Origin of the sequence: Rhodococcus sp. NPDC057297 (genome assembly GCF_042667435.1) — a bacterium.
Classification (GTDB): Bacteria; Actinomycetota; Actinomycetes; order Mycobacteriales; family Mycobacteriaceae; genus Rhodococcoides.
The window spans coordinates 242,735-262,567 of sequence record NZ_JBHUZE010000002.1 but is presented as its reverse complement, the minus strand read 5'-3'; the positions used below and the strand labels follow the sequence as shown (position 1 = coordinate 262,567).

The following is a 19,833-nucleotide window of genomic DNA, read 5'->3' as shown; positions in this document are numbered from 1 at the left end:
GTGAGGGCCCGCGGTCGCTAGCGTGACCGACATGCCGCCTTCCCGTGATCGCCGCCGGCCCTCCGGCCGGCCCCCGTCCAAACTCGCTGCGCCATCTCGTCTCGACGCGACCCTGCTCGATCGCCTGTCGGCTCGGCCGGCCTGGATGCATACGGTCCTCTTGCGCCGCATCGCGGCGGGCGTTCTCGCGGTGTGCGCCGTGGCACTGTTCGCGCGGGACGCGGCGGCCGACGATCATGTCGTCGTGGTCGTCGCGGCGCGTGATCTGACGCCTGGAGTCCAGTTGACGGTCGGCGACGTGGAACTTCGCGAGTACGCGCCGTCGTCCGTTCCGGACGGCGCGATCACCGATGTCGACGACGCGTCGGCGCGCACTCTGGCCGGCCCGATCCGTGCCGGTGAGCCGCTCACCGACGTGCGCTTGTTGTCGTCGCGACTGGCGGAGGCAATCACCGACACGGCCGATGCCCGAGTGGTCCCCGTTCGGCTGGGCGATCCTGGTGTGACCGAATTACTTCGCTCCGGAGACGTCGTCGACGTTCTGACGGTCGGCAACGGTGACGACGACAAGTCGCCTCGCATTCTGGCGACGGAGGCCGTGGTCGTTCTCGTGTCGGCCGACACCGCCCAGCAGCGCGGCAGTGATCGTGTGGTGCTGATCGCCATGTCAGCGAACGATGCAACGACCGTTGCCGGAGCGTCGTTGACCAGCTCGCTCACGGTGACGTTGCGCTAGGGCCCGCTCAGCTGCTGGCGGCAAGCCCCGGGTCGGTCTTCGCGGGAGGCTTCACTTCTTCGTCGTGGATCGGGGCCTGCTGGGGCTCCAACTTGCCGACGAACGTGGCGTGGTCGGTGAACACGAGTGCGCCGATCGTGTCGGTGAAGACGACGCGGACCCCGTAGACGTCGGCGCCGTCGGCGGCCTCGTACGTCTCGATGAAGACGTCGCTGTGCAACGCGTCGTCGGCGCGCATGGGCCGGTGCTCCACGACGCGCTGGTCCGAGAGGTGGAGCACGTAGGAGTCGAAGTCGGCGAAGACGTTTCGCATGACATTGAGGGCTGCGGACGTTCCGAGGTTCCGGTACGCCTCGTCCCGGTGGGCGTAATCCCCCACGTCGGCTCGCGTCGGGAACAGCCAGAGCAGCGCAGACTGATCATCCAGCGCGATACTCGGATCGTGGAACAGCGACAGCCGGTGCCGCTTGCCGATCTGAGCGTCGATCCAGTCACGTGACGGTGCAGCATCCCCTGCTCTGTGACGACCCATAACGGGGATCCTATCGTGCGAGGTCGCCTTGCACTAACTCTGTTAAAAATCACAAGTACTTTGCTTACTGGCGGGTAAAACGCTTCTGGCGGTGACGCGAAATGCGTCACCGCCAGAAGCGGAAAATGCGACGGATCAGCCGATGCTGAAGGGCTGTCCCCACAGAGTCACGGTGGACGTGACCGCGTCGTTGTCGATGGTGACGTTGACGTAGGACCGCGCTTCCGCGAAGCCCGCGCAGCCCGAGACACTGAGGGTCTCGTCGGCGTACGTGTAACCGCCGCCGTTACCGGAGAAGTCGAAACTGTTGGACGTGTCCGTGGCAACGGTGACGCCGTCGATCTTGGCGCTTGTCTCGTCAGCGACCAGTTTGATGTCGTTGAGCTGACCGGGAGCCAGGTCCAGGTTGACGCCTGCGCCGATGTCGTAGGTGTTCGGCTGAGTGCGGTTGATCTGCAGTGAGCTCAGCGGCTTACCCGGCTCGAGCTTGATCGTGTTGCCCTGGCCGAAGGATCCTTCGACGCCGCCGCTGATGCCGGCCGCGAAGTCCACCTGGCATCCGACGAGGAAGCCCGGTTCGATGGAACCGCCACCGGGGTTGGAGGTTTCGACGGTGTAGTTGCCGGTGACCCACACGTTGCGCTGGGTCGGGGTAGCACCCATGGACGGCGAGATGAGGCCGCTCTGGCCGAATCCCTTGATGGTCACGACGGTTCCGTCGATGAGCGTCTTCGAGATCTCGTTGTCCGCGAGCGGCACGAAGGTGTCTGCGTTGGCTGCGCCGGCCGACCAGAAGCCGAGTGCGACGGCTCCTGCTGCGCCGAGGGCCGCGATGCGTGCGGCTGCGCTCTTGTTGTTCTTCACGTTGGTCTGTTCCCCTCGTAAGTTCTGCGAAGTCGTTCGAGCGTCAGCCGAGGCTGAACGGCTGGCCGTAGAGCGTGCCCTTGTAGCGGTAATCGCCGGTCAGCTCGAGCGTGGTGTACGAGCGGGCCTGGGCGTATCCACCGCAGTTCTGCACGGAGATCGCGACGTCCTGGTACTGAATCGCCGTGACGGGGCCCTTGACGTCCTTCGAGGCGACCTCGACCGCAGCAACTTCGCGATCCTTCAGCGGAACCTCGAACGACAGACCGCCCTCGATCTTGTTGGTGGTCTCGCCCTCGCCACCGATCTGGAACAGATTGGGGAACAGCGTGATGATGTTGGTGTTGCCACCTTCGATGCCTGCACCGAGGTCGAAACCGAGGTTGAGGTCCTCCATGTCCAACTGGCACCCGACGAGATATCCGGTCTTGAGGGTGCCTTCTGCACCCTCGGGGACCTCCGACAGCGCAGTGCCGGTGGCCCATGCGTTCCGTTTCAGCCCGTTGAAGGCGATCTGCGGAGCAACCTTGGCGGACTCGTCGAAGTGCGCGATCTTGTAGGGCCCTGCCACCTTTTCGCCGTTAGGGAGCGGCACGAAGGTTTCGGCATTGGCCACCCCGGTGGACATCAGTCCGACGGCCATCGATGCGGCTGCACCGAGCGCCGCGATTCGGCCGATTCGGCGCAGCGCCGTGAAACGAGACTTGTTCATAATTCCCCTCGTTGAAGCAACACATCGAGTCGTTTCGCAGGCTCCACACCTGCCGAATCCGACCGCCTCGACTTACATCACCGAGACTCATTCCTGGGGAAGGATACGGGATGAAATGTCCGTAGTCATTAACAACTTCGAATGAATTTTGTGTGTAACCCTCACATACGCGCACTTTCAATCACTTGCGACGTCCGACAGATCCGCATCTCGGTCGACTAACGTCTTGCCCCAGTACACAACGCGCACGTCCGATCGAAAATGAGGAGGGCTCATGCTCAAGGGATTCAAGGACTTCCTGCTCCGAGGAAACGTCGTGGACCTCGCCGTGGCGGTTGTCGTCGGCGCTGCGTTCACTGCGATCGTCACGGCATTCACCACCAACATCGTCAATCCCCTCGTGGCCGCCATCGGCGGCTCCAACGAGTACGGCTGGGGATTCCAAATCACCTCCAGCGCCGAGACTTTCATCAATGTCGGCGCAGTGGTGACCGCAGTCATCAACTTCATCATCATCGCGGCTGTCGTCTACTTCGTCCTCATCTTGCCGGTCAACACGGCCAAGAAGCGGTTCGTCAGCCAGCCCGAGAAGGAGCTGAGCGACGTCGACGTTCTCGTCCAGATCCGCGACATCCTTGCCGGCGGCACCGACGTCGGCCGTAAGCTCTCGACTCCCGCGGACACCACCGGCGGCAGCGGCGAAGCCATCGGCGACACCGACGAGCCGAGCGGTGGGGCACACAGCAAGTCCTGAAAAGCGAGAGGAATAGCGCCTGCTTCTGCCGACGAATCGGTAGGGACAGGTGCTTTTCTTTAACCAAACAATCTCTCGGTTCGCAACTTTTCGAATCTACGAGAAATGGCCCCGGCGATTCGCCGGGGCCATTTTCATAGAGATAATGGGCGATCAGAACTTCTGGAGCGGGAACTCGGCAAGAGTGATCGTGGTTCCGTCGCTTTCACACGCCGTTGCCACAGCGGAGGAATTGTCGACGAACGCCTGACCGGAAGCACTGTCCACCTCAGTGAGTACCAACGAGTCTGCGGGCAACGCAGCTACCAGCGACTCAATGCTCGACTTGACCTCGCCATCTGAATTCTCCCCTAATGGACCAAATTTGGCGATTGCCGCGTCTTTGTCTGAGGTCCATGCGTCGAGGCCGTCGGCCGATGCCGGGCCGGCCAAAGCAAGCGCGGTCAACTCATCGTGCGCAGCGGCGAATTGCGTACACACATCGGCGTTTGCGCCCGATTCCGAATCGCCACTCCCCTCGTTACCACACCCGACAAGGGCAAACAGAGCGATCGAAGCAACCGCGGGGACCAGTATGGAACGCATCGATTACAACCATTTCTCGCGTGATCAGCATTCCGTGCCGACCCTCGCGTCATCGAATATTCAGTAGGACAACGCAGATCGGGCCCGCCCGGAAGAATCCGGACGGGCCCGATCGCTGTCAGCGACTAGCGCTGGTGAAAACTGCAATCAACCGATTGTGATCAGTTGAAGGTGACGGGAGCGCCGTAGGTGACAGCAACGTCGCCCGTGGAGCTGGTGACCGAAACGTACGGGCGGACGCGCACGTTACCGAGAACGCCGGTCACGGTGCCGTGGACGTTGGCGAGCTGAATGGAGCCGGAAGCGCCAGCAGCATCACCTTCGGTGCCCGATACAGGAGCGCTCTCGTCGATGACGAGAACTGCACCCTCGGCCTCGACCACGCCGGGACCATTAGCGATCCCCAAGGAGAAGTCAGCGGTAGGAATGAGCTGAGCCTCAGCGTTGATGCCTGCGGTGGCGCCGTTGGTGGACTCCGTCGAAGCGCCTGGAACGGTGACGAGTTCACCTTCTTCGTCGGGTCCCGTGGTGGTGCCCTGAGTGCTTCCGACACCAGCGTTGATGCCAGCGTTGGCAGTGATGCTCGGCGTTCCCCAGCTGATGTCGATTCCGCCGCCGATGGAGAGCGGGTAGCCGACCTGGTAGCCGATCTTCACGGTGCCTTCGAAGTCGTCAGCGTCGGGTCCGGTGACATCCCAGCTTGCGCGGCCGTTTGCGAACCACTCACGGGTGAGCGGGTTGCCGTCGAGGGACGGAACGCCGTTGATGAAGGTGTCGGACAGCGTCACAACGATCGTGTTTCCGTTGCCGTCGACGATCGTGTTCGAGCTGTCGACTGCAGCGGATGCGGTTCCGGTACCGAGCACCAGGCCGACAACCGAAGCGCCGGCGACTGCCACAGCGCTCATGGACTTGAGTCCCCGGCTACGCCGCGACTTCTGGATCTCCGTCATTTACTTCCTCATCATGTTCAGTCCCAGCGCGTTCGCACGGGAAGCTTGTGGCTTTCACCCTCGGTTCCTCGTCAGCAACGACGCTACGACTCCCCGAGCAGAACTAGATCCTTGGATCAGGTTCGTATATCAGTTCTGCCAGCCGCGTCCGGAGCGTGTTGCTCGCACCCGGTCTGCCAGAAGCTGAGGGGAACATTAGAGGAGTTGCCGGATCGTGACAATCCCTACGATTGCCCGTCGTACATGCCCGAATCGTGATGTGTTTCAAGCATGTGAACGGTTTTCACACCCTACCGGACAGTAACCCCGGTCACACCCATCGCCGCCGTTGTCGATCCGTTACAAACCTCACCGCGGCGTAAACACGCGCTGATATGGGAAGACGTTCAAGTAACACAGTGCCCGGGCGGAGACCGATCGCCGGGCGCGAGGTTTCGAATCGCCCTGATTGGAAGTCAAGCAGTGCGTATCGGGCACGGTCCGACGCTAACGGCGCGTAAACGAACTACTAACAGGACTGTGATTCACACAAAGAAATGTGTTGTGGATCACATCAAAAGTGATGGGGCGGACGCTCGCGTTCGAACCAGTCGGCCGACGTCCTGGACGTCGACTCGCTCCGATCGTCGGCAGTCTGTTCGGGGAGAACGTCGCCGAAAACGCGAGCGAGCCGGGCCCGTTGCGCACGGGCCCGGCTCTCAGCGTCCTGCTGTGTGTTGTCTTGCTCTGTCTTGTTCTGCTCTGCCCTGTTTGTCGCGGGCTTCTCGTCCTCAGGCATCGGCGATGCTCAAGCGTCCAATCCGGACAGCTCGGTGATGACCTGAGCGGCCAGAGGGGTCAACGTCGCCATGCCGTCGCGGATAGCCGCGCGCGAGGACGCCAGATTGACCACCAGGGTGCTTCCCGATACCCCCACGAGACCACGCGAGAGGCCGGCGTCGAGCGAACCCGCCGCGAGACCCGAGGACCGCAGCGCCTCGCTGATACCCGGAATCTCTCGATCCAGTACCTCGGCCGTGACGTCGGGAGTCACGTCGCGCGGCGAGACACCGGTCCCACCGATGGACACCACCAGATCGACACCGCCGATCACCGCCGTGTTGAGCGCGTTCCGAACGTCGACCTCGTCCGACGTCACCGCGACCACCCCGTCGACCAGGAAGCCCGCCTCGGTGAGCAGCTCCGTTACCAACGGACCCGTCGAATCCTTCTCGTTGCTGTGTGCGGTCCGATCGTCGACGATCACGACCAACGCCCGCCCGGCCAGAGGTGCCTCGTGTTCCATACCGATAACCGTAGTAGTAGAGCCCGCTCCCGATTCACGCTGTGCGTAAATAGTTGCCACGGTTGCCAGACGTTCGGTGTCGATCGGCATCATCGACCACCGGGGAATCCGGGGATCTGCAGCGGCGACTGCGACTCGGACGGCGCCTGCACCGCTGCCGTCTGCGGCTCTGCCGTTCCGAGCGTCACGTCCACGGTCTTCTCGCTCCCACCTTCGGTGTAGGTGATCTTCACCGAGTCCCCCGGTGCGTGCGAGCGCACGGCTGCGATCAGTGCGTCGCCGCTGGTGATGACGCGATCGTCGACCTTGGTGATGACGGCACCCGTCGGGATCCCGGCTCCTGCCGCAGGCCCGCCTTCGGTGACCTCGACGACAGTCGCACCGTTCGCGTTGTCCTGAGAGGGGACCTGGACGCCGATCATTGCCTGCGTGGCCTTACCCGTCGTACTCAGTTCGTCGGCGATGCGTTTTGCTTGATCGACCGGGATCGCGAAGCCGAGGCCGATGGATCCGCTCTGCGATCCGCTCGACTGGCCACCGCCGAGTGTCGCGATAGCGGTGTTGATGCCGATCAGCTGGCCCTCGGTGTTCACGAGCGCACCACCGGAGTTACCGGGGTTGATGGCCGCATCGGTCTGAATGGCGTCGATGACGGAGTTCTGGTTGCCGGATTCACCGCTCGTCGATACCGGGCGGTTGAGTGAGGACACGATGCCCGTCGTGACGGTTCCGGCCAGGCCCAGTGGCGAGCCGATGGCCACGACCTGCTGACCGACCTGGAGGTTCGACGACGTTCCGAGCTCGATCGGCGTCAGGTCGGTGCGACCCTCGACCTTGATGACGGCCATGTCCGAGACCGCATCGGCACCGACCAGCGTCGCCTGAGCCGTCGAACCGTCGTTGAAGGCGACCGTGAGCTTGCCGTTGGCTCCCGCGCCCGTCGCCACGTGGTTGTTGGTCAGAATGAGGCCATCCGACGACAGGATCACCCCGGAACCCTCGCCCTCGGCCTGACTGCCGGTCACCTGGATCTGCACGACGCTGGGAAGGACCTTGTTCGCGACGGCCTGAATGGAACCGTCGGGGATGTTCGCCGCAGGCTGAGCCGCCGTCACCGTCGAGTTGAGTGAGTTGGTGGCGTTGCCGGCACCGTTGCCGCCTCCCGCCGCGTACACACCCACTGCCCCGCCGATTCCGCCGCCGACCAGAACGAGTGCAATAGCACCCGCAGCGATCGTCGCGCGGCCCGGTCGCCTGCGCAGTGCGGGCGGAGCCTGCACCGGAGCGTCGTGCTGCGTCGGAGCTGCATGAGACTGGGTGTATCCATAACCGTGGGTCGGCGCGCCCTGCTGGTACGGATTGTGGCCGTACGACGGAGCGCCGTACGGGTTGTGCGAACCCTGCTGCCCCTGCTGAGTCGGGAACTGCTGTGTCGCATGCTGATCGGACTGCGGAGCCGGATTCTGTCGCGTCGGATTCTGCTGGGCAGGATCGTGCGGGGTCGTGTTCGGCTCGGAGTCGTTACGATCGTCGGTCATCTGCAGTCGCTTCTTTCACTAGAAACCTCGCGTGGTGCGAAGTCACCCGCTCTGTTGTCGACTACATTGCCGGTCCGTACTGAGAGTGCGCTGAGATGCGCCTATCAGTTTCCCATGACTGTGCCGTCGGAATCGCCCTCTTCGGCAGCCACCAGGTCCGGCGCCGATTCACCCGGCAGAACGATCCGAATGAGCGCACCGCCGCGGTCCGACACCTCGACACCGATGGTTCCACCGTGCTTGACGACGACCTGGCGCACGATCGCCAACCCGAGCCCGGAACCCGGCATGGACCGCGATGCCGTCGAGCGATAGAACCGCTCGAACACCAATTCCCGGTCCTCCTCGGGAATTCCAGGACCCGCATCGTCGACGGTCAGCTCCATCAAACCGTCACCGATCTTGCGCATCACCACACGAACTTCACCGCCCGCCGGACTCCACTTGGCGGCATTGTCCAACACGTTCAGAACCGCGCGCGACAACCCGGCCTGATCGCCGTAGACGAACCACGGCTCGAGCGTCGCATCGAAGTCGATTTCGTTGCGACGACGCCTCGCTCGCTCGAGACTCCGCTCGACGGCGTCGGCGAGATCCACCCGCTCGAACACCGTCTCCGGTGCATCCTCACGCGCCAAGTCCACCAGATCGCCGACGAGCGTGGACAATTCCTGAATCTGCGCGACGACGTCCGTGCGCAGTTCTGCCATGTCCTCGTCGGGAATCGCCGGCGCCCCGGGACGGCCGGCAGCGATCAACAATTCCATGTTGGTTCGCAGTGACGTCAGCGGCGTACGCAACTCGTGACCGGCGTCGGCGACCAATCGGCTCTGCCGCCCACGCGATTCGGCCAACGCACGAAGCATGGTGTTGAAACTCGTCGTCAGCCGGGCCAATTCGTCGTCGCCGGTCACGGGAATCGGCGTCAGATCATCCGTCCGCGCAACCCGTTCCGCGGCAGCGGTCAGGCGCGCAATGGGTCTCAGCCCGGTTCTGCCGACAGCCATACCCGCACCTGCCGCCAGTACCACGCCGAAGGCGCCGACGATCAGAAGCACCCACGCAAGCCGGTCCAGCACAGCACCCGTCGGCGACAATCTTTGCGCGATGACGATCGCACTGCCGTCCTGCGCACGCTGACTCAGAACACGCTGATCGTCGACCGTGCGCAAGGACAGATCCGTCCGCCCCTCCGCGACAGCGATTTCCGGCTCACCGATCGGCACCTTCGAACCCGGCGGCACGTACTTGCTCAGGTCCGGAAAGACGAGCGCGACGGACACGTCGGTGCTGTAGAGCGTCGCACCGGCGACATAACGAGGGTCGAACGTGACGATGTTGCTGTTTATCAGAGCGTCCGCACGCGTGCGGAGCTGACTGTCCACGTCGCCGTACAGAGCCCGCGAGACCACCGCGTACGCCGCGATCGCCATCACGGCCACCGCCACAGCCACCACCGACGCCGCCAACAACGTCACCCGCCAGCGAAGAGACACCGTGCGAGTCAGCGGCATCGGAGGACGCATCGCGGCCGGGTCCGACGAACGCTGTCCTGCCGACGAGCGCTGCCCTGCCGACGAACGCTGACCGAAAGGAGCGACCATCACGGAGGCGTCTCGCGGAGAACGTAACCGACGCCGCGGACAGTGTGGATCAACCGAGGCTCGCCCTCGGCCTCGGTCTTACGACGCAAGTAGCCGACGTACACCTCGAGCGCGTTGCCCGACGTCGGGAAGTCGTACCCCCACACCTCCTCCAGGATGCGGCTGCGAGTGAGAACCCGACGCGGGTTCATCATCAGCATCTCCATCAACGAGAATTCGGTGCGTGTCAGACTGATCGACCGCTCCCCGCGAGTGACCTCACGGGTCACGGGATCGAGCGACAGATCAGCGAAGGTCATCGCCTCCGATTCACCCTCGGCGTCCATGGCCGTCCGGCGAAGCAGCGCGCGCAGGCGAGCAAGTAGTTCTTCGAGTGCGAAAGGCTTGGGCAGGTAGTCGTCGGCGCCGGCGTCGAGGCCCGCGACGCGCTCGGACACGGAGTCACGCGCTGTCAGCACCAGGATGGGCAGATCATCGCCCGTACTGCGCAGCCGACGGCACACTTCCAACCCGTCCAACCGCGGCATCATGACGTCGAGAACCAACGCGTCCGGGCGAGCCGCAGCGACTTTCTCGAGCGCATCGAGCCCGTCGACCGCCAATTCCACCGTGTACCCGTTGAAGGTGAGCGACCTCCTGAGCGAGTCCCGGACCGCTCGATCGTCGTCGACAACCAAAATGCGCATTGTCATAGTTTGTCCTGACGGACTGAGATATGTCTGAGAAGGGGTCTAGTCCACACTCGGCAGGCGCCGCGCAATCGGCAGATTCCATCGTCGCCACAGAGCCAGCACCCGCAGACCCGTCGCAAGGATCGTGCCCGCGACCAGGCCCACGTTGTCCGGAAGACCCGACCCCTCGACGACCGCCACCACCGTCGACCCCAGCAGAGCCGGCACCGCGTACAAGTCACGACGCAGCAGCAGCGGGACCTCGTTGACGAGAACATCTCGAATGACGCCACCGGCAACAGCCGTGGTCGCGCCGATCAAGCATGCAGACAACGAGCTGCCACCGGCAGCCAACGCCACTGTCGCACCCGTCGCCGCGAACAGCCCCATCCCGAACGCATCGAACAACAGAACCCCACGCCAAATCCGATTCATCACCGGATGTGCCACGAACACCACCAACGACGTCACCAGAGCAACCGTCACATTCGGCCACTGATCCAACGACGTCGGCGGATGAATCCCCAGCAGAACGTCGCGAATGATTCCGCCGCCGATACCCGTCGTGATCCCGACGACGCACACCCCGAACAAGTCCAACCGCTTACGAACACCGATCAACGCCCCGGACGCCGCAAACGCCACGATTCCCACATACCCCAGCACCTCGACCAGCACGGGACAAGCGTCGCACGACTCCCTACAGGCGCCGAAATCTTCCCCGTTCCGTCACCGCGAATCTTTCGACACCGGGATACTTCTCGCCGAGGGAACGAACGTCGAAACCGAGCGCGCGATAGAAGCCGACGCTCTCGCTGTCGGTCTCGGCGACGACGGCCAGGCTCGGGTAGTGCGCGCGAAGCGCAGTCACCATCGATCGACCGGTGCCGCGGTGACGCACGTCCCCGTCCACTGCGATATGCCGCAGCACCACTCGGTCCCCGTCCCGATCGAAGCCCATGACACCGACCATGCGCGCACCGACGTATGCGGCGGCCAGACGAGATCGCCCCTCCGGATACCGTTCGATTCGCTGTCCTCGTGGAGCACCCGTCGCATACGCGAGCAGCCGCGCAGCCTGATCATCGATCACCTGGTCGAAACGAACGACCACGTCATTCGCCGAAAATTTCTCTCGCGACGACTCAGAGTTCACTGAGCCGGACTGTTCCGTCCTCGTCCACGCTCCAGCCGGGATTGTGGCATACCTCCCAGATGACGCCGTTCGGGTCGGCGAAGTGGCCGTTGTACCCACCGAATGCAGCTTTCTGCGGCTGCTTGATCAATGTTCCGCCTGCCTCGACGGCTGCTTTCACCACTGCATCGGCTTCAGCGGGCGAGCTGACGTTGTGCGACAGCGTCAACCCGCCCACCGTTGCGGGCCCGTCGTTTCGCCCGAGGTCCTCGGTGAATTTCTGTGCGTCGAACAAGCCCAGAACCAAGCCCGACGCGATCTGGAAGAAGATGATCTCTCCCGGTACATCCAGAAGAGGTGTCCACCCGAGGCCGTCGCGGTAGAACGCTCGGGACGCGTCGACGTCGGGAGTAGCGAGTGTCAGGAAATGTACGCGCTGATCCATGCACCCAGTCTGACGCCTCCGACCCGGTCTGGCAGGCTTTCCACGGTCACTACCGAAGAGAGTGCAGGTGAGAAAGTTGCCGATCGTCGACAACGCGGTCTACGTCGACGGCAAGCGTGCCGTCACCCCGGACAACCTCGACAGCACGTACGAGGCCATGCGGGAACGACACGGCATGGCGTGGATCGGCCTCTACCGACCCGAGGAAGAGGAGATCAATTCGGTTGCAGCCGAATTCGGCCTCCACCGCCTTGCCGTCGAAGACGCCATCGCCGCGCACCAGCGCCCCAAGCTCGAGCAGTACGGCGACCAACTCTTCGTCGTCTTCCGGCCCGCCCGCTACATCGACGAAACCGAGAAGGTCGAGTTCGGTGAGCTGCACGTCTTCCTCGGACCGGACTTCGTCGTCACCATCCGCCACGCCGAATCGCCCGAATTGTCCGCCGTCAGATCGCGATTGGAAGCCGATCCCGAGCTGCTGACGCTCGGCACCGAAGCCGTCATGTACGCCATCCTCGACCAGGTCGTCGACGAGTACGAGCCCGTCGTCGAAGGACTGCAGAACGACATCGACGAAATCGAGGACCAGCTCTTCTCCGGCGACCCATCCGTGTCCCGACGCATTTACACACTCTCGCGTGAAGTAGCCGAATTCCAGCGCGCAACCGAACCATTGGTGTCGATGATCGACGCCCTGAAACGCGGCAACAACGAATACGAACTCGACGTCGAACTCAAACGATCCCTCCGCGACGTCCTCGACCACTGCGTCCGCATCACCGAACGCGTGGAGGGTTTCAAGGCGACGCTGCAGAACGCGTTGCAAACCCACGCCACACTCGTCGCGCAGCAGCAGAACGAGGAAATGCGCGCCATGACGCAGGTCAGCCTCGATCAGACCGAGCAGACCAAGAAAATATCGTCTTGGGGCGCAATCCTGTTCGCTCCCTCGCTGATCGCCGCCATCTACGGGATGAACTTCGAGGACATGCCGGAACTCAAATGGCACCTGGGATATCCCATGGCCATCCTCGGCATGGTCGTCCTGTCCTCCGTCCTCTACCTGGTCTTCAAACGCCAGAAGTGGCTGTGAGCAGAAATGTAGGCCAGGGGCAGGAGCGGAGCCTGCGGAGTGACCAAACAGCACTACATTTCCGCTCACCCGGTCAGGTGCCCTTGACGTTGAGGATCTGCCGCAACTCGTGCTCGACCTCCACGAGATCGACCGCGTCGGCCATCACGATATCTATATCCTTGTAAGCGTCGGGAATCTCGTCGACGAACTCCTCGCCGTCACGAAACTCGATACCCACCATCCGATTCCGCAGATCCTCCACCGTGTACCGCTTCCTGGCCTCGGTCCGCGAGAACCTCCGCCCGGCGCCGTGGGGAGCCGAGCACAGCCCGGCTGCACTCCCCTTACCCACGACGACGTACGACCTCGTCCCCATCGACCCTGGGATCATCGCCTTGACGCCCTCGTGAGCATCCACCGCACCCTTACGTGTCAGCCACACATCCTTGTTCCCGTGCCGTTCCTTCACCGTGTAGTTGTGGTGGCAATTGACCCTCTCGAGCTCACCATGATCGGCGACGCCCATCCACCGCGCGAACACCGCACCGAACCGGTCCATCATCTCGGCCCTGTTGAGGTAGGCGAACCGCTGCGCCCACTTCAGATCCCTGATGTACCGGCCGAACTCGGGAACCCCCTCGGGGATGTAGGCAAGATCCTTGTTCGGCAGATCGATCCACCACTGCTTGCACAACCTCTGCGCGACGGCAATGTGCTTCTTGGCAATCTTGTTCCCGACGCCACGCGAGCCACTGTGCAGGAACAACCAGACATGGTCGGTCTCGTCGAGGCACAGTTCGAGGAAGTGGTTGCCCGATCCGAGTGATCCGAGCTGCTCACGCCACTTCGGTGAATGCGACAGGTCGACGTCGTTCGCCGCAGCGAGGCCCTCCAACTCGGCCAACTTCTCGGCCGTGAAGTCCCATGCGTCGACACCGAGGTTGTAGTTGCCCATCGACAGCGGAATGCTCGCCTCGATCGCGAGCCGCAGCTTCGACAGGTCGCGTCCCTCGAGATCGGACTTCGTGAATCCAGTACGTACACCGATCATTCCGCATCCGATATCCACCCCGACAGCAGCCGGAATGACAGCACCGAGCGTCGGAATGACGGTCCCGACGGCACTGCCCATTCCGCTGTGCGCGTCGGGCATCAGTGCGACGTGCGGGTGAACGAACGGCATCGACGCGGTCTCCCGGGCCTGCGCCAGCGTGTTGTCCTCGAGATGAGAAGCCCAATTGAGCAGCTTCGAGCCCACCTTGTTCGGGGGCATGATGTGTCCTTTCAGCCCCCTCGCACGGAGGAGGCGTTATTCGAAAAGTCGTTTCACGAACGGAACGGAATCCGCCTGTGATTGCAGTAGTGCACCGCTGTGATCCGTCGGGTACGTGTGGAGCGTGACGTCCTGACCGTTCGCCTTCATCTGAGCAACCAGTGAAAGTGCAGCGGGTGCAGGCACATCCACGTCCGTCAGACCTTGGCCGATGAAGACCGGTCGGTCGTAGCCGGAGACGGGCACGCCCATGTAGTCGTTCAACAGACCGTAGAAATTCGGAATCTGGTTCAACGGTTTGGCGAACAGATCACCGGAGACGGTGCCGGCGAATTCGTCCTCAGCATCGAACACGCAGACCCTTTCCGCGCGGTCGACCAGCTGTCTTCCCTGTTCGGTGAGGTACGAGTCGAGGTCGATCTCCGGATGCGCATATCGCAGACCCGCCAGGATGTACAGCAGATACGTCGTCAGACCCTTGCCCGCGGCGACCGGAAGAACTCCCGGTCCCAGTGGCAGAAGTGCCAGCTCGATGTTCGCCGGCACCCCGGTCCCGACGGCTCCGCGGTAATCCAGCTCGGGGCCACCGTATTCCGTCGCGTATCGGGCAGTGGTGATCGCTGCGCCACCGCCCTGGGACTGGCCGATCACGACCCACTTGTTCGACAACGACGGCTCGACGGATCTGGCCGCCTTCACCGAATCCACGACACTGTGCGCAGACACCTTGCCGTCGAGATACGGCATCAAGCCGGGCGTGCCCAGGCCGACGTAATCGGTCGCGGCAATCGCGTATCCCTGGTCGATCCACGTCGACAGGTAGCCGAAATCTCGCTCGCGGTCGGCGGGGCCGACACGGGACGGCGCACACTCGTCGGCGAGACCCGAAGTGCCATGAGCCCAACCGACGACCGGCCACCCACCCTCGGGCGCCGGTCCCTCCGGAACGAAAAACGTTCCACTACTGAGCGCCGGAGCACCATCGGATCCGACAGTCCAATACGTGATGCGCTGCGCCTCACCGGTTCCGGGAATCCACAGATCCGTGGGCAGCGGCGACGTCTCCACAATCGTGCCGGGCGCCCTGTCCACCGGCTCTGCGGATGCAACAGCACCTGCCATGGTGCACGCAAGAACAGTGCACGTCAGGGCAGCAGCGGACCGAAGAGCGAAGGAAGTGGACACTTCGACAGACTAACGGCTTCTCCACACCGGACGCCAGGGGTTTGTTTGCCCTCCCGACGCGGAGCGAACGTGGGGTTCGGTCAGTCAGACTGACCGAACCCCACGTTCGCTCAGAAAAGGGTTGGTTCTGGACAAAGGACGGTTCAGCTCGGGTCGTAGACACCTGTCTGTACGGCCTTGACGAGCCTGCGCGGGACTTTGAATTCCTGCCCGCCGACGCGGACGCTCACGAGGTCGGGAGCGACGGCTTTCCACTGTGCACGGCGGCTGCGGGTGTTGGACCGCGACATCTTCCGCTTCGGTACAGCCATGCCTCAGGCCTCCTTACGGCTGCGACGGCCGTAGCGCTTCTCGAACTTCTCGACGCGACCCTGGGTGTCCATGATGCGTGCGGCACCGGTCCAGAAGGGGTGGGACTCGCTGGTGACGTCGACGATGACGAGCGGGTAGGTGTTGCCGTCTTCCCATTCGATGTCGCGGGTCGAGGTGATGGTGGATCGGGTGAGGAATTTGGTTCCTGTTCCTGCGTCCTGGAATAGCACGGGGTGGTAGTCGGGGTGGATTCCTGCCTTCATTCCTGTGCCTCTTTCTTCTGCTCCGAGTACGGGGATTCTGTTGTTTCGCAAGGGTCTTCGTGCCATTGACCGAACGGGTCGTTCCATTCGGCCCACGCGTGGCGGTCGGTCATCTCGTCGTCGGACACCAACGCCCACTGCAATGTCCGGTCGATCTCCGACGGATCCGCGGCGTGCACCAACACGACCAGCGAGGTGTCCCGGTCACCGAACTCGTCGTTCCACCGAAGGGCAGCCATCGCCCGACGCGAGGTGTCGACGCCGTCCTGTTCCTCCGGTGTCATTGCGGCCAGCCATTTTCCGGCACTGGCGACGCGCAGGCCGCCGCCGGCGGATTCGATCCACAGGGCCTCGTCGGGCTGAGTTGCCACCCAGGCGCGTCCCCGTGCGGTGACGACACCGTCGAGCAGAACGTCGATCGCCTCGTGCAAGCGCTCGGGATGGAAAGGACGCGTCGCCGAGAACTCGACAAGGGTCACTCCACAATCCGCGGTGAGTGGAGGTTCACCGCGCAGCAGCGGCGAGTGGGCGTCGGTGACGGCGCCGCGACGCGCACCCAGCGGGACGGCCGCGACCAGCGCGTCGGCGTCGAGCCTGTGCCCCGGCCCCACCCAGGCGATGGGCGCCCCGGGAGCGAGACGAGCCAGCACGGCGGCGAGCTTGGCGCGTTCCCACGCGTCGACCTCCGGGCCTGCGGTGACGACGAGGGCATCGGCATAGTCGACCTGCCCGACGACGACCTGCGCGACGGTCCGGTCGTCGTCGCCGCTGGCCACGATCCCTCGGTCGGCCAGGGCGTCGTCGCCGGTCGCATCCGCGAGCCAGGTGGCGGCGTCGAGGCAATCGATCACGGCTTCGACACGGACGTCTCGCGAGGCCGATCCGTCGACCTGCCCGACGATGCCTGCAACGACGACGTTCTCGATCGCCCAGCACAACGCTTCCGGCTCGAGGGCAGTGTCCATCGCCAGAACGATCCGGTGCACCGAACTACGGGTGGACAGCGTGCGCAGCAGCGGTAAAAGGTCCTCACGCAACGTGCAGGAGACGCAGCCGTGCGCGAGCTCGAGAATGGTCTCGCGCGGTGCGTCGTCGTCCATGTAGAGCGTCCGGCGGACGACGCCCTCGTAGACGCGGCTGAGGTCGTGGCGTACGGCGACGGTGCCCGGCCCGAGCAGTGAGGTCACCACGTCGTCCATGGCACCCGTCCAACCGGATACGAGTACGAGTGGTGTGCGGCCGTCCACAAGCAGATCCTTTCTATCGACAACGATTGTCATTTCTTAAGTTGTCACGCTACATTCGAAACAACGCTTTGTCGAAAACGATTGTCATATCAGCTAGGGAGGATCGCGTATGTCCGCGCACTGCCAGGTAACGGGACGGAAACCGGGATTCGGTAAATCCGTGTCGCACTCACACGTCAGGACCAGCCGTCGCTGGGACCCGAACATCCAGAAGAAGACCTACTTCGTCCCGAGCCTCGGCCGCCGCGTCACGCTGACGCTCTCGGCGAAGGGGATCAAGACCATCGACCGAGACGGAATCGACGCCGTCGTCGCCGAACTCGTGGCACGAGGAGAAAAAGTCTGATGGCAAAGAGCACGGACGTCCGTCCGATCATCAAACTCAAGTCGACCGCAGGCACCGGATACACCTACGTGACCAGGAAGAACCGTCGCAACGACCCCGATCGCATTGTCCTGAAGAAGTACGACCCCGTCGTCCGCAAGCACGTCGACTTCCGTGAGGAGCGCTGACATGGCCAAGAAATCGAAGATCGCCAAGAACGAGCAGCGCAAGGTCGTCGTCGCCCGCTGGGCAGCGCGCCGGGCCGAATTGAAGGAGATCGTTCGGAAGCCCTCGACGCCCGATTCCGAGCGAGCCGAGGCCCAAGCGGCACTGCAGCGTCTACCGCGCGACGCGAGTCCGGTACGATTGCGCAATCGTGACGCTGCGGATGGACGTCCGCGCGGCCACCTGCGGAAATTTGGACTGTCACGCGTGAAGGTACGCGAGATGGCCCACCGTGGGGAGCTGCCAGGCGTCCACAAGTCGAGCTGGTAAGGAACAGGGAAGAACAGATGGCAGTCAAGAGAGCACCGTCGAAGAAGGTCCGCGCAGAGGCAGGACGTCGACCCAAGAAGAACCCGTTGAACGCCGCCAAGGTGACCACGGTGGACTACAAGGACATCAACCTTCTTCGTCAGTTCATCTCGGACCGCGGCAAGATCCGCAGCCGCCGCGTCACCGGCCTCACGCCGCAGCAGCAGCGTCAGGTCGCCGTCGCAGTGAAGAACGCTCGTGAGATGGCCTTGCTGCCGTTCACCAGCCGGTAACAACTTCTCGTACGAAAGGCCACGCACTCTCCGAGTGCGTGGCCTTTCTGCGTGAGCACTAGAGTTAGTCCTGGCCAGCCTCCCTGAGAGAAACGAGACCTACCGCTCCATGTCCGGTGTTCTCGAAGGCTTCACGGTCATCTTCATCGTCATCGCGCTCGGCTACGTACTCGCGAAGTTCCGGGTCCTCGGCGAGCACGGCCAGTTCGTCCTCAGCCGGCTCGTGTTCTTCGTCGCAACGCCCGCCCTGTTGTTCGTGACACTCGCTCAGGCGGATCTCGCAGTCATCCTGTCGCCGATCCTCGTGATCGCCGGCGTCACCGCGCTCGTCGTCGGATCCCTCTACTTCCTCCTGGCACGGCTCGTACTGAAACGCCGTGTACCCGAGGCGACCATAGGCGGCCTGGCATCGTCCTACGTCAACGCCGCCAACCTCGGAATCCCGATCGCAGTCTTCGTACTGGGCGACGCCAACTTCGTCGCGCCGCTGCTGCTCTTCCAGATCATGGTGTACTCGCCGTTGGCACTGACCATCCTGGACCTGTCGACCATGGGCAAGAAGGCGTCCATCCGCAACATCGTCGTCACGCCCTTCAAGAACCCCATCGTCCTTGCCGGCGCCGCAGGACTCCTGCTGTCCATCTTCGGCATCGAACTGCCGGAAGCCATCATGCAACCGTTCGACCTGGTCGGCGGTGCTGCCGTTCCCGGCGCTCTTCTCGCGTTCGGTCTCTCCCTCTACGGCGCCCGCGTCCTCCAGAAAGGCAAGAGCCCCAGGCGAGACGTCCTCCTCGCGTCGACGATGAAAATGGTGCTCCAGCCCGTCCTCGGATACCTGATGGGACTCGCGATGGGATTGGAAGGCCACGAACTCTTCGCCATCACCGTCATCTCCGCCCTCCCCACTGCCCAGAACGTCTTCGTCTTCGCGAACCGCTACGACCGCGCCGTCGTCATGGCCCGAGACACGGCCTTCGTCACCACCATCGCGGCGATACCCGTCATCGCACTGGTGACGGCCCTGCTCGCCTAGACCGGTCGCCCGATTCTTCGACTACCCAAAGGTTCTCCTCAGCTCCCGCGGTTACTTTGGAGCCATGAGGTTTCTGGCTGCAGGAGTTCTGCTGTGCGTCCTGCTCGTCGGGTGCGGCAACGACCCTGCCGACGGCGGTGACGACGTCGAAGCCACCACCCCTACATCGGCGCAGCTGATGCACAGTCCCAGTGCACCGCCGGTGCCCGTCGAGGTCCCGGTAGGCGACGTCGGGACGATGTTCGAGTCCACCCCAGGGCTGGTGCGCGCTGTGTCGACGCCGTTCGAGTCGTGGAGCCAGATCTCCCCCAACACCATCGCCATCCATTTCGTCACCGGAACCCCGGAGTGTTACGGGGCCGAAGTAGAGGTCACCGAGTCCGATACCGAGGTCGTCATCGCCCTACGAACCGGAACACTTCCCGAGGCCGCGGACAAGGCCTGCATCATGGTCGCCGTGTACGGCACGATGCAGATGACCTTGAGTTCGCCCGTCGGAGACCGCGCCATCGTGAACGCGGCCTAGTAACCTGACCCAG

Annotated in this window: 26 protein-coding genes; 9 read left to right on the top strand and 17 right to left on the bottom strand. The window is 63.4% G+C overall.

Features of this window, described 5'->3' with window-relative positions:
* Positions 1 to 22 precede the first annotated feature (22 nt).
* Positions 23 to 736: an SAF domain-containing protein gene (locus tag ACFULT_RS07145; protein ID WP_378481021.1), complete on the top strand. Its 714-nt coding sequence runs from the start codon at positions 23 to 25 to the stop codon at positions 734 to 736.
* Positions 737 to 743: 7 nt separating this feature from the next.
* On the opposite strand, the gene ACFULT_RS07140 is transcribed toward ACFULT_RS07145, so the two are convergent.
* The 3 genes from ACFULT_RS07140 to ACFULT_RS07130 form a co-directional block, all read right to left on the bottom strand.
* Positions 744 to 1,268, bottom strand: coding sequence for a hypothetical protein (locus tag ACFULT_RS07140; protein WP_037110630.1), 525 nt, complete (start codon positions 1,266 to 1,268; stop codon positions 744 to 746).
* A gap of 135 nt (positions 1,269 to 1,403) precedes the next feature.
* Positions 1,404 to 2,132 (bottom strand): MspA family porin, encoded by a 729-nt coding sequence (locus ACFULT_RS07135; protein WP_378481020.1) that lies wholly within the window; start codon positions 2,130 to 2,132, stop codon positions 1,404 to 1,406.
* A gap of 43 nt (positions 2,133 to 2,175) precedes the next feature.
* Positions 2,176 to 2,844, bottom strand: a complete 669-nt coding sequence (locus ACFULT_RS07130) for an MspA family porin (RefSeq protein ID WP_378481019.1) — start codon at positions 2,842 to 2,844, stop codon at positions 2,176 to 2,178.
* A 274-nt stretch (positions 2,845 to 3,118) separates the two neighbouring features.
* Here ACFULT_RS07130 and mscL point away from each other — a divergent pair, with 274 nt between their 5' ends.
* Complete coding sequence (gene mscL, locus ACFULT_RS07125; protein WP_020111421.1) at positions 3,119 to 3,598, top strand: large conductance mechanosensitive channel protein MscL; 480 nt, start codon at positions 3,119 to 3,121, stop codon at positions 3,596 to 3,598.
* Between the two features lie 153 nt (positions 3,599 to 3,751).
* On the opposite strand, the gene ACFULT_RS07120 is transcribed toward mscL, so the two are convergent.
* From ACFULT_RS07120 to ACFULT_RS07080, 9 genes are all read right to left on the bottom strand, one after another.
* Entirely contained in the window at positions 3,752 to 4,183 is a 432-nt protein-coding gene (locus ACFULT_RS07120) for a hypothetical protein (protein WP_378481018.1), read from the bottom strand.
* Positions 4,184 to 4,344: 161 nt separating this feature from the next.
* On the bottom strand, positions 4,345 to 5,091 hold the full coding sequence (locus ACFULT_RS07115) for an MspA family porin (RefSeq protein WP_378481017.1): 747 nt from the start codon (positions 5,089 to 5,091) through the stop codon (positions 4,345 to 4,347).
* A gap of 832 nt (positions 5,092 to 5,923) precedes the next feature.
* Positions 5,924 to 6,421, bottom strand: a complete 498-nt coding sequence (locus tag ACFULT_RS07110) for a molybdenum cofactor biosynthesis protein B (protein WP_019664499.1) — start codon at positions 6,419 to 6,421, stop codon at positions 5,924 to 5,926.
* 89 nt (positions 6,422 to 6,510) lie between these two features.
* On the bottom strand, positions 6,511 to 7,959 hold the full coding sequence (locus tag ACFULT_RS07105) for a S1C family serine protease (protein WP_378481016.1): 1,449 nt from the start codon (positions 7,957 to 7,959) through the stop codon (positions 6,511 to 6,513).
* A gap of 104 nt (positions 7,960 to 8,063) precedes the next feature.
* On the bottom strand, positions 8,064 to 9,485 hold the full coding sequence (locus ACFULT_RS07100) for a HAMP domain-containing sensor histidine kinase (RefSeq protein ID WP_241483806.1): 1,422 nt from the start codon (positions 9,483 to 9,485) through the stop codon (positions 8,064 to 8,066).
* A 77-nt stretch (positions 9,486 to 9,562) separates the two neighbouring features.
* Positions 9,563 to 10,255: a response regulator transcription factor gene (locus ACFULT_RS07095; RefSeq protein ID WP_170945144.1), complete on the bottom strand. Its 693-nt coding sequence runs from the start codon at positions 10,253 to 10,255 to the stop codon at positions 9,563 to 9,565.
* Between the two features lie 39 nt (positions 10,256 to 10,294).
* Entirely contained in the window at positions 10,295 to 10,912 is a 618-nt protein-coding gene (locus ACFULT_RS07090; RefSeq protein WP_094719390.1) for a trimeric intracellular cation channel family protein, read from the bottom strand.
* A gap of 22 nt (positions 10,913 to 10,934) precedes the next feature.
* Positions 10,935 to 11,348, bottom strand: coding sequence for a GNAT family N-acetyltransferase (locus tag ACFULT_RS07085; protein WP_378481015.1), 414 nt, complete (start codon positions 11,346 to 11,348; stop codon positions 10,935 to 10,937).
* A 31-nt stretch (positions 11,349 to 11,379) separates the two neighbouring features.
* The gene (locus ACFULT_RS07080) at positions 11,380 to 11,814 is read right to left on the bottom strand and encodes a VOC family protein (protein WP_378481014.1); all 435 of its coding nucleotides are present in this window, start codon (positions 11,812 to 11,814) and stop codon (positions 11,380 to 11,382) included.
* Between the two features lie 76 nt (positions 11,815 to 11,890).
* Between ACFULT_RS07080 and ACFULT_RS07075 the strand changes: the two genes are divergently transcribed.
* Positions 11,891 to 12,907, top strand: coding sequence for a magnesium and cobalt transport protein CorA (locus ACFULT_RS07075; protein ID WP_027498747.1), 1,017 nt, complete (start codon positions 11,891 to 11,893; stop codon positions 12,905 to 12,907).
* A 73-nt stretch (positions 12,908 to 12,980) separates the two neighbouring features.
* On the opposite strand, the gene ACFULT_RS07070 is transcribed toward ACFULT_RS07075, so the two are convergent.
* From ACFULT_RS07070 to mrf, 5 genes are all read right to left on the bottom strand, one after another.
* A complete protein-coding gene (locus tag ACFULT_RS07070) occupies positions 12,981 to 14,162 on the bottom strand; it encodes an RtcB family protein (RefSeq protein ID WP_378481013.1) in 1,182 nt (393 codons plus the stop codon).
* A 36-nt stretch (positions 14,163 to 14,198) separates the two neighbouring features.
* Complete coding sequence (locus ACFULT_RS07065) at positions 14,199 to 15,284, bottom strand: lipase family protein (protein ID WP_378481348.1); 1,086 nt, start codon at positions 15,282 to 15,284, stop codon at positions 14,199 to 14,201.
* 206 nt (positions 15,285 to 15,490) lie between these two features.
* The gene (gene rpmF / locus ACFULT_RS07060; protein ID WP_037110618.1) at positions 15,491 to 15,658 is read right to left on the bottom strand and encodes a 50S ribosomal protein L32; all 168 of its coding nucleotides are present in this window, start codon (positions 15,656 to 15,658) and stop codon (positions 15,491 to 15,493) included.
* Positions 15,659 to 15,661: 3 nt separating this feature from the next.
* Positions 15,662 to 15,922 (bottom strand): type B 50S ribosomal protein L31, encoded by a 261-nt coding sequence (locus ACFULT_RS07055; RefSeq protein WP_378481012.1) that lies wholly within the window; start codon positions 15,920 to 15,922, stop codon positions 15,662 to 15,664.
* Positions 15,919 to 17,202 carry a ribosome hibernation factor-recruiting GTPase MRF gene (gene mrf, locus ACFULT_RS07050; protein WP_378481011.1) on the bottom strand — a complete coding sequence of 428 codons (1,284 nt, stop codon included), beginning with the start codon at positions 17,200 to 17,202 and terminating at the stop codon, positions 15,919 to 15,921. Before mrf ends, ACFULT_RS07055 begins: the two co-directional genes overlap by 4 nt.
* A 76-nt stretch (positions 17,203 to 17,278) precedes the next feature.
* Here mrf and rpmB point away from each other — a divergent pair, with 76 nt between their 5' ends.
* From rpmB to ACFULT_RS07020, 6 genes are all read left to right on the top strand, one after another.
* Positions 17,279 to 17,515 (top strand): 50S ribosomal protein L28, encoded by a 237-nt coding sequence (gene rpmB / locus ACFULT_RS07045; RefSeq protein ID WP_037103928.1) that lies wholly within the window; start codon positions 17,279 to 17,281, stop codon positions 17,513 to 17,515.
* Positions 17,512 to 17,682 (top strand): 50S ribosomal protein L33, encoded by a 171-nt coding sequence (rpmG, locus tag ACFULT_RS07040; protein WP_170945158.1) that lies wholly within the window; start codon positions 17,512 to 17,514, stop codon positions 17,680 to 17,682. Before rpmB ends, rpmG begins: the two co-directional genes overlap by 4 nt.
* 1 nt (position 17,683) lies before the next feature.
* A complete protein-coding gene (gene rpsN, locus ACFULT_RS07035; protein ID WP_037103923.1) occupies positions 17,684 to 17,989 on the top strand; it encodes a 30S ribosomal protein S14 in 306 nt (101 codons plus the stop codon).
* Between the two features lie 17 nt (positions 17,990 to 18,006).
* Entirely contained in the window at positions 18,007 to 18,261 is a 255-nt protein-coding gene (gene rpsR, locus ACFULT_RS07030; protein WP_008719028.1) for a 30S ribosomal protein S18, read from the top strand.
* Between the two features lie 109 nt (positions 18,262 to 18,370).
* The gene (locus ACFULT_RS07025; RefSeq protein ID WP_037103922.1) at positions 18,371 to 19,294 is read left to right on the top strand and encodes an AEC family transporter; all 924 of its coding nucleotides are present in this window, start codon (positions 18,371 to 18,373) and stop codon (positions 19,292 to 19,294) included.
* Positions 19,295 to 19,358: 64 nt separating this feature from the next.
* The gene (locus tag ACFULT_RS07020) at positions 19,359 to 19,820 is read left to right on the top strand and encodes a hypothetical protein (RefSeq protein WP_019664482.1); all 462 of its coding nucleotides are present in this window, start codon (positions 19,359 to 19,361) and stop codon (positions 19,818 to 19,820) included.
* The last annotated feature ends 13 nt before the right edge of the window (positions 19,821 to 19,833 follow it).

Excerpts from the sequence above, each read along its gene's own strand:
- ACFULT_RS07140 (WP_037110630.1), bottom strand. The coding sequence starts at position 1,268 with ATGGGTCGTCACAGAGCAGGGGATGCTGCACCGTCACGTGACTGGATC.
- ACFULT_RS07130 (WP_378481019.1), bottom strand. The coding sequence starts at position 2,844 with ATGAACAAGTCTCGTTTCACGGCGCTGCGCCGAATCGGCCGAATCGCG.
- mscL (WP_020111421.1), top strand. The coding sequence starts at position 3,119 with ATGCTCAAGGGATTCAAGGACTTCCTGCTCCGAGGAAACGTCGTGGAC.
- ACFULT_RS07120 (WP_378481018.1), bottom strand. The coding sequence starts at position 4,183 with ATGCGTTCCATACTGGTCCCCGCGGTTGCTTCGATCGCTCTGTTTGCC.
- ACFULT_RS07115 (WP_378481017.1), bottom strand. The coding sequence starts at position 5,091 with ATGAGCGCTGTGGCAGTCGCCGGCGCTTCGGTTGTCGGCCTGGTGCTC.
- ACFULT_RS07110 (WP_019664499.1), bottom strand. The coding sequence starts at position 6,421 with ATGGAACACGAGGCACCTCTGGCCGGGCGGGCGTTGGTCGTGATCGTC.
- ACFULT_RS07105 (WP_378481016.1), bottom strand. The coding sequence starts at position 7,959 with ATGACCGACGATCGTAACGACTCCGAGCCGAACACGACCCCGCACGAT.
- ACFULT_RS07100 (WP_241483806.1), bottom strand. The coding sequence starts at position 9,485 with ATGCGTCCTCCGATGCCGCTGACTCGCACGGTGTCTCTTCGCTGGCGG.
- ACFULT_RS07095 (WP_170945144.1), bottom strand. The coding sequence starts at position 10,255 with ATGACAATGCGCATTTTGGTTGTCGACGACGATCGAGCGGTCCGGGAC.
- ACFULT_RS07080 (WP_378481014.1), bottom strand. The coding sequence starts at position 11,814 with ATGGATCAGCGCGTACATTTCCTGACACTCGCTACTCCCGACGTCGAC.
- ACFULT_RS07070 (WP_378481013.1), bottom strand. The coding sequence starts at position 14,162 with ATGCCCCCGAACAAGGTGGGCTCGAAGCTGCTCAATTGGGCTTCTCAT.
- ACFULT_RS07065 (WP_378481348.1), bottom strand. The coding sequence starts at position 15,284 with ATGGCAGGTGCTGTTGCATCCGCAGAGCCGGTGGACAGGGCGCCCGGC.
- rpmF (WP_037110618.1), bottom strand. The coding sequence starts at position 15,658 with ATGGCTGTACCGAAGCGGAAGATGTCGCGGTCCAACACCCGCAGCCGC.
- ACFULT_RS07055 (WP_378481012.1), bottom strand. The coding sequence starts at position 15,922 with ATGAAGGCAGGAATCCACCCCGACTACCACCCCGTGCTATTCCAGGAC.
- mrf (WP_378481011.1), bottom strand. The coding sequence starts at position 17,202 with ATGACAATCGTTGTCGATAGAAAGGATCTGCTTGTGGACGGCCGCACA.
- rpmB (WP_037103928.1), top strand. The coding sequence starts at position 17,279 with ATGTCCGCGCACTGCCAGGTAACGGGACGGAAACCGGGATTCGGTAAA.
- rpsN (WP_037103923.1), top strand. The coding sequence starts at position 17,684 with ATGGCCAAGAAATCGAAGATCGCCAAGAACGAGCAGCGCAAGGTCGTC.
- rpsR (WP_008719028.1), top strand. The coding sequence starts at position 18,007 with ATGGCAGTCAAGAGAGCACCGTCGAAGAAGGTCCGCGCAGAGGCAGGA.
- ACFULT_RS07025 (WP_037103922.1), top strand. The coding sequence starts at position 18,371 with ATGTCCGGTGTTCTCGAAGGCTTCACGGTCATCTTCATCGTCATCGCG.
- ACFULT_RS07020 (WP_019664482.1), top strand. The coding sequence starts at position 19,359 with ATGAGGTTTCTGGCTGCAGGAGTTCTGCTGTGCGTCCTGCTCGTCGGG.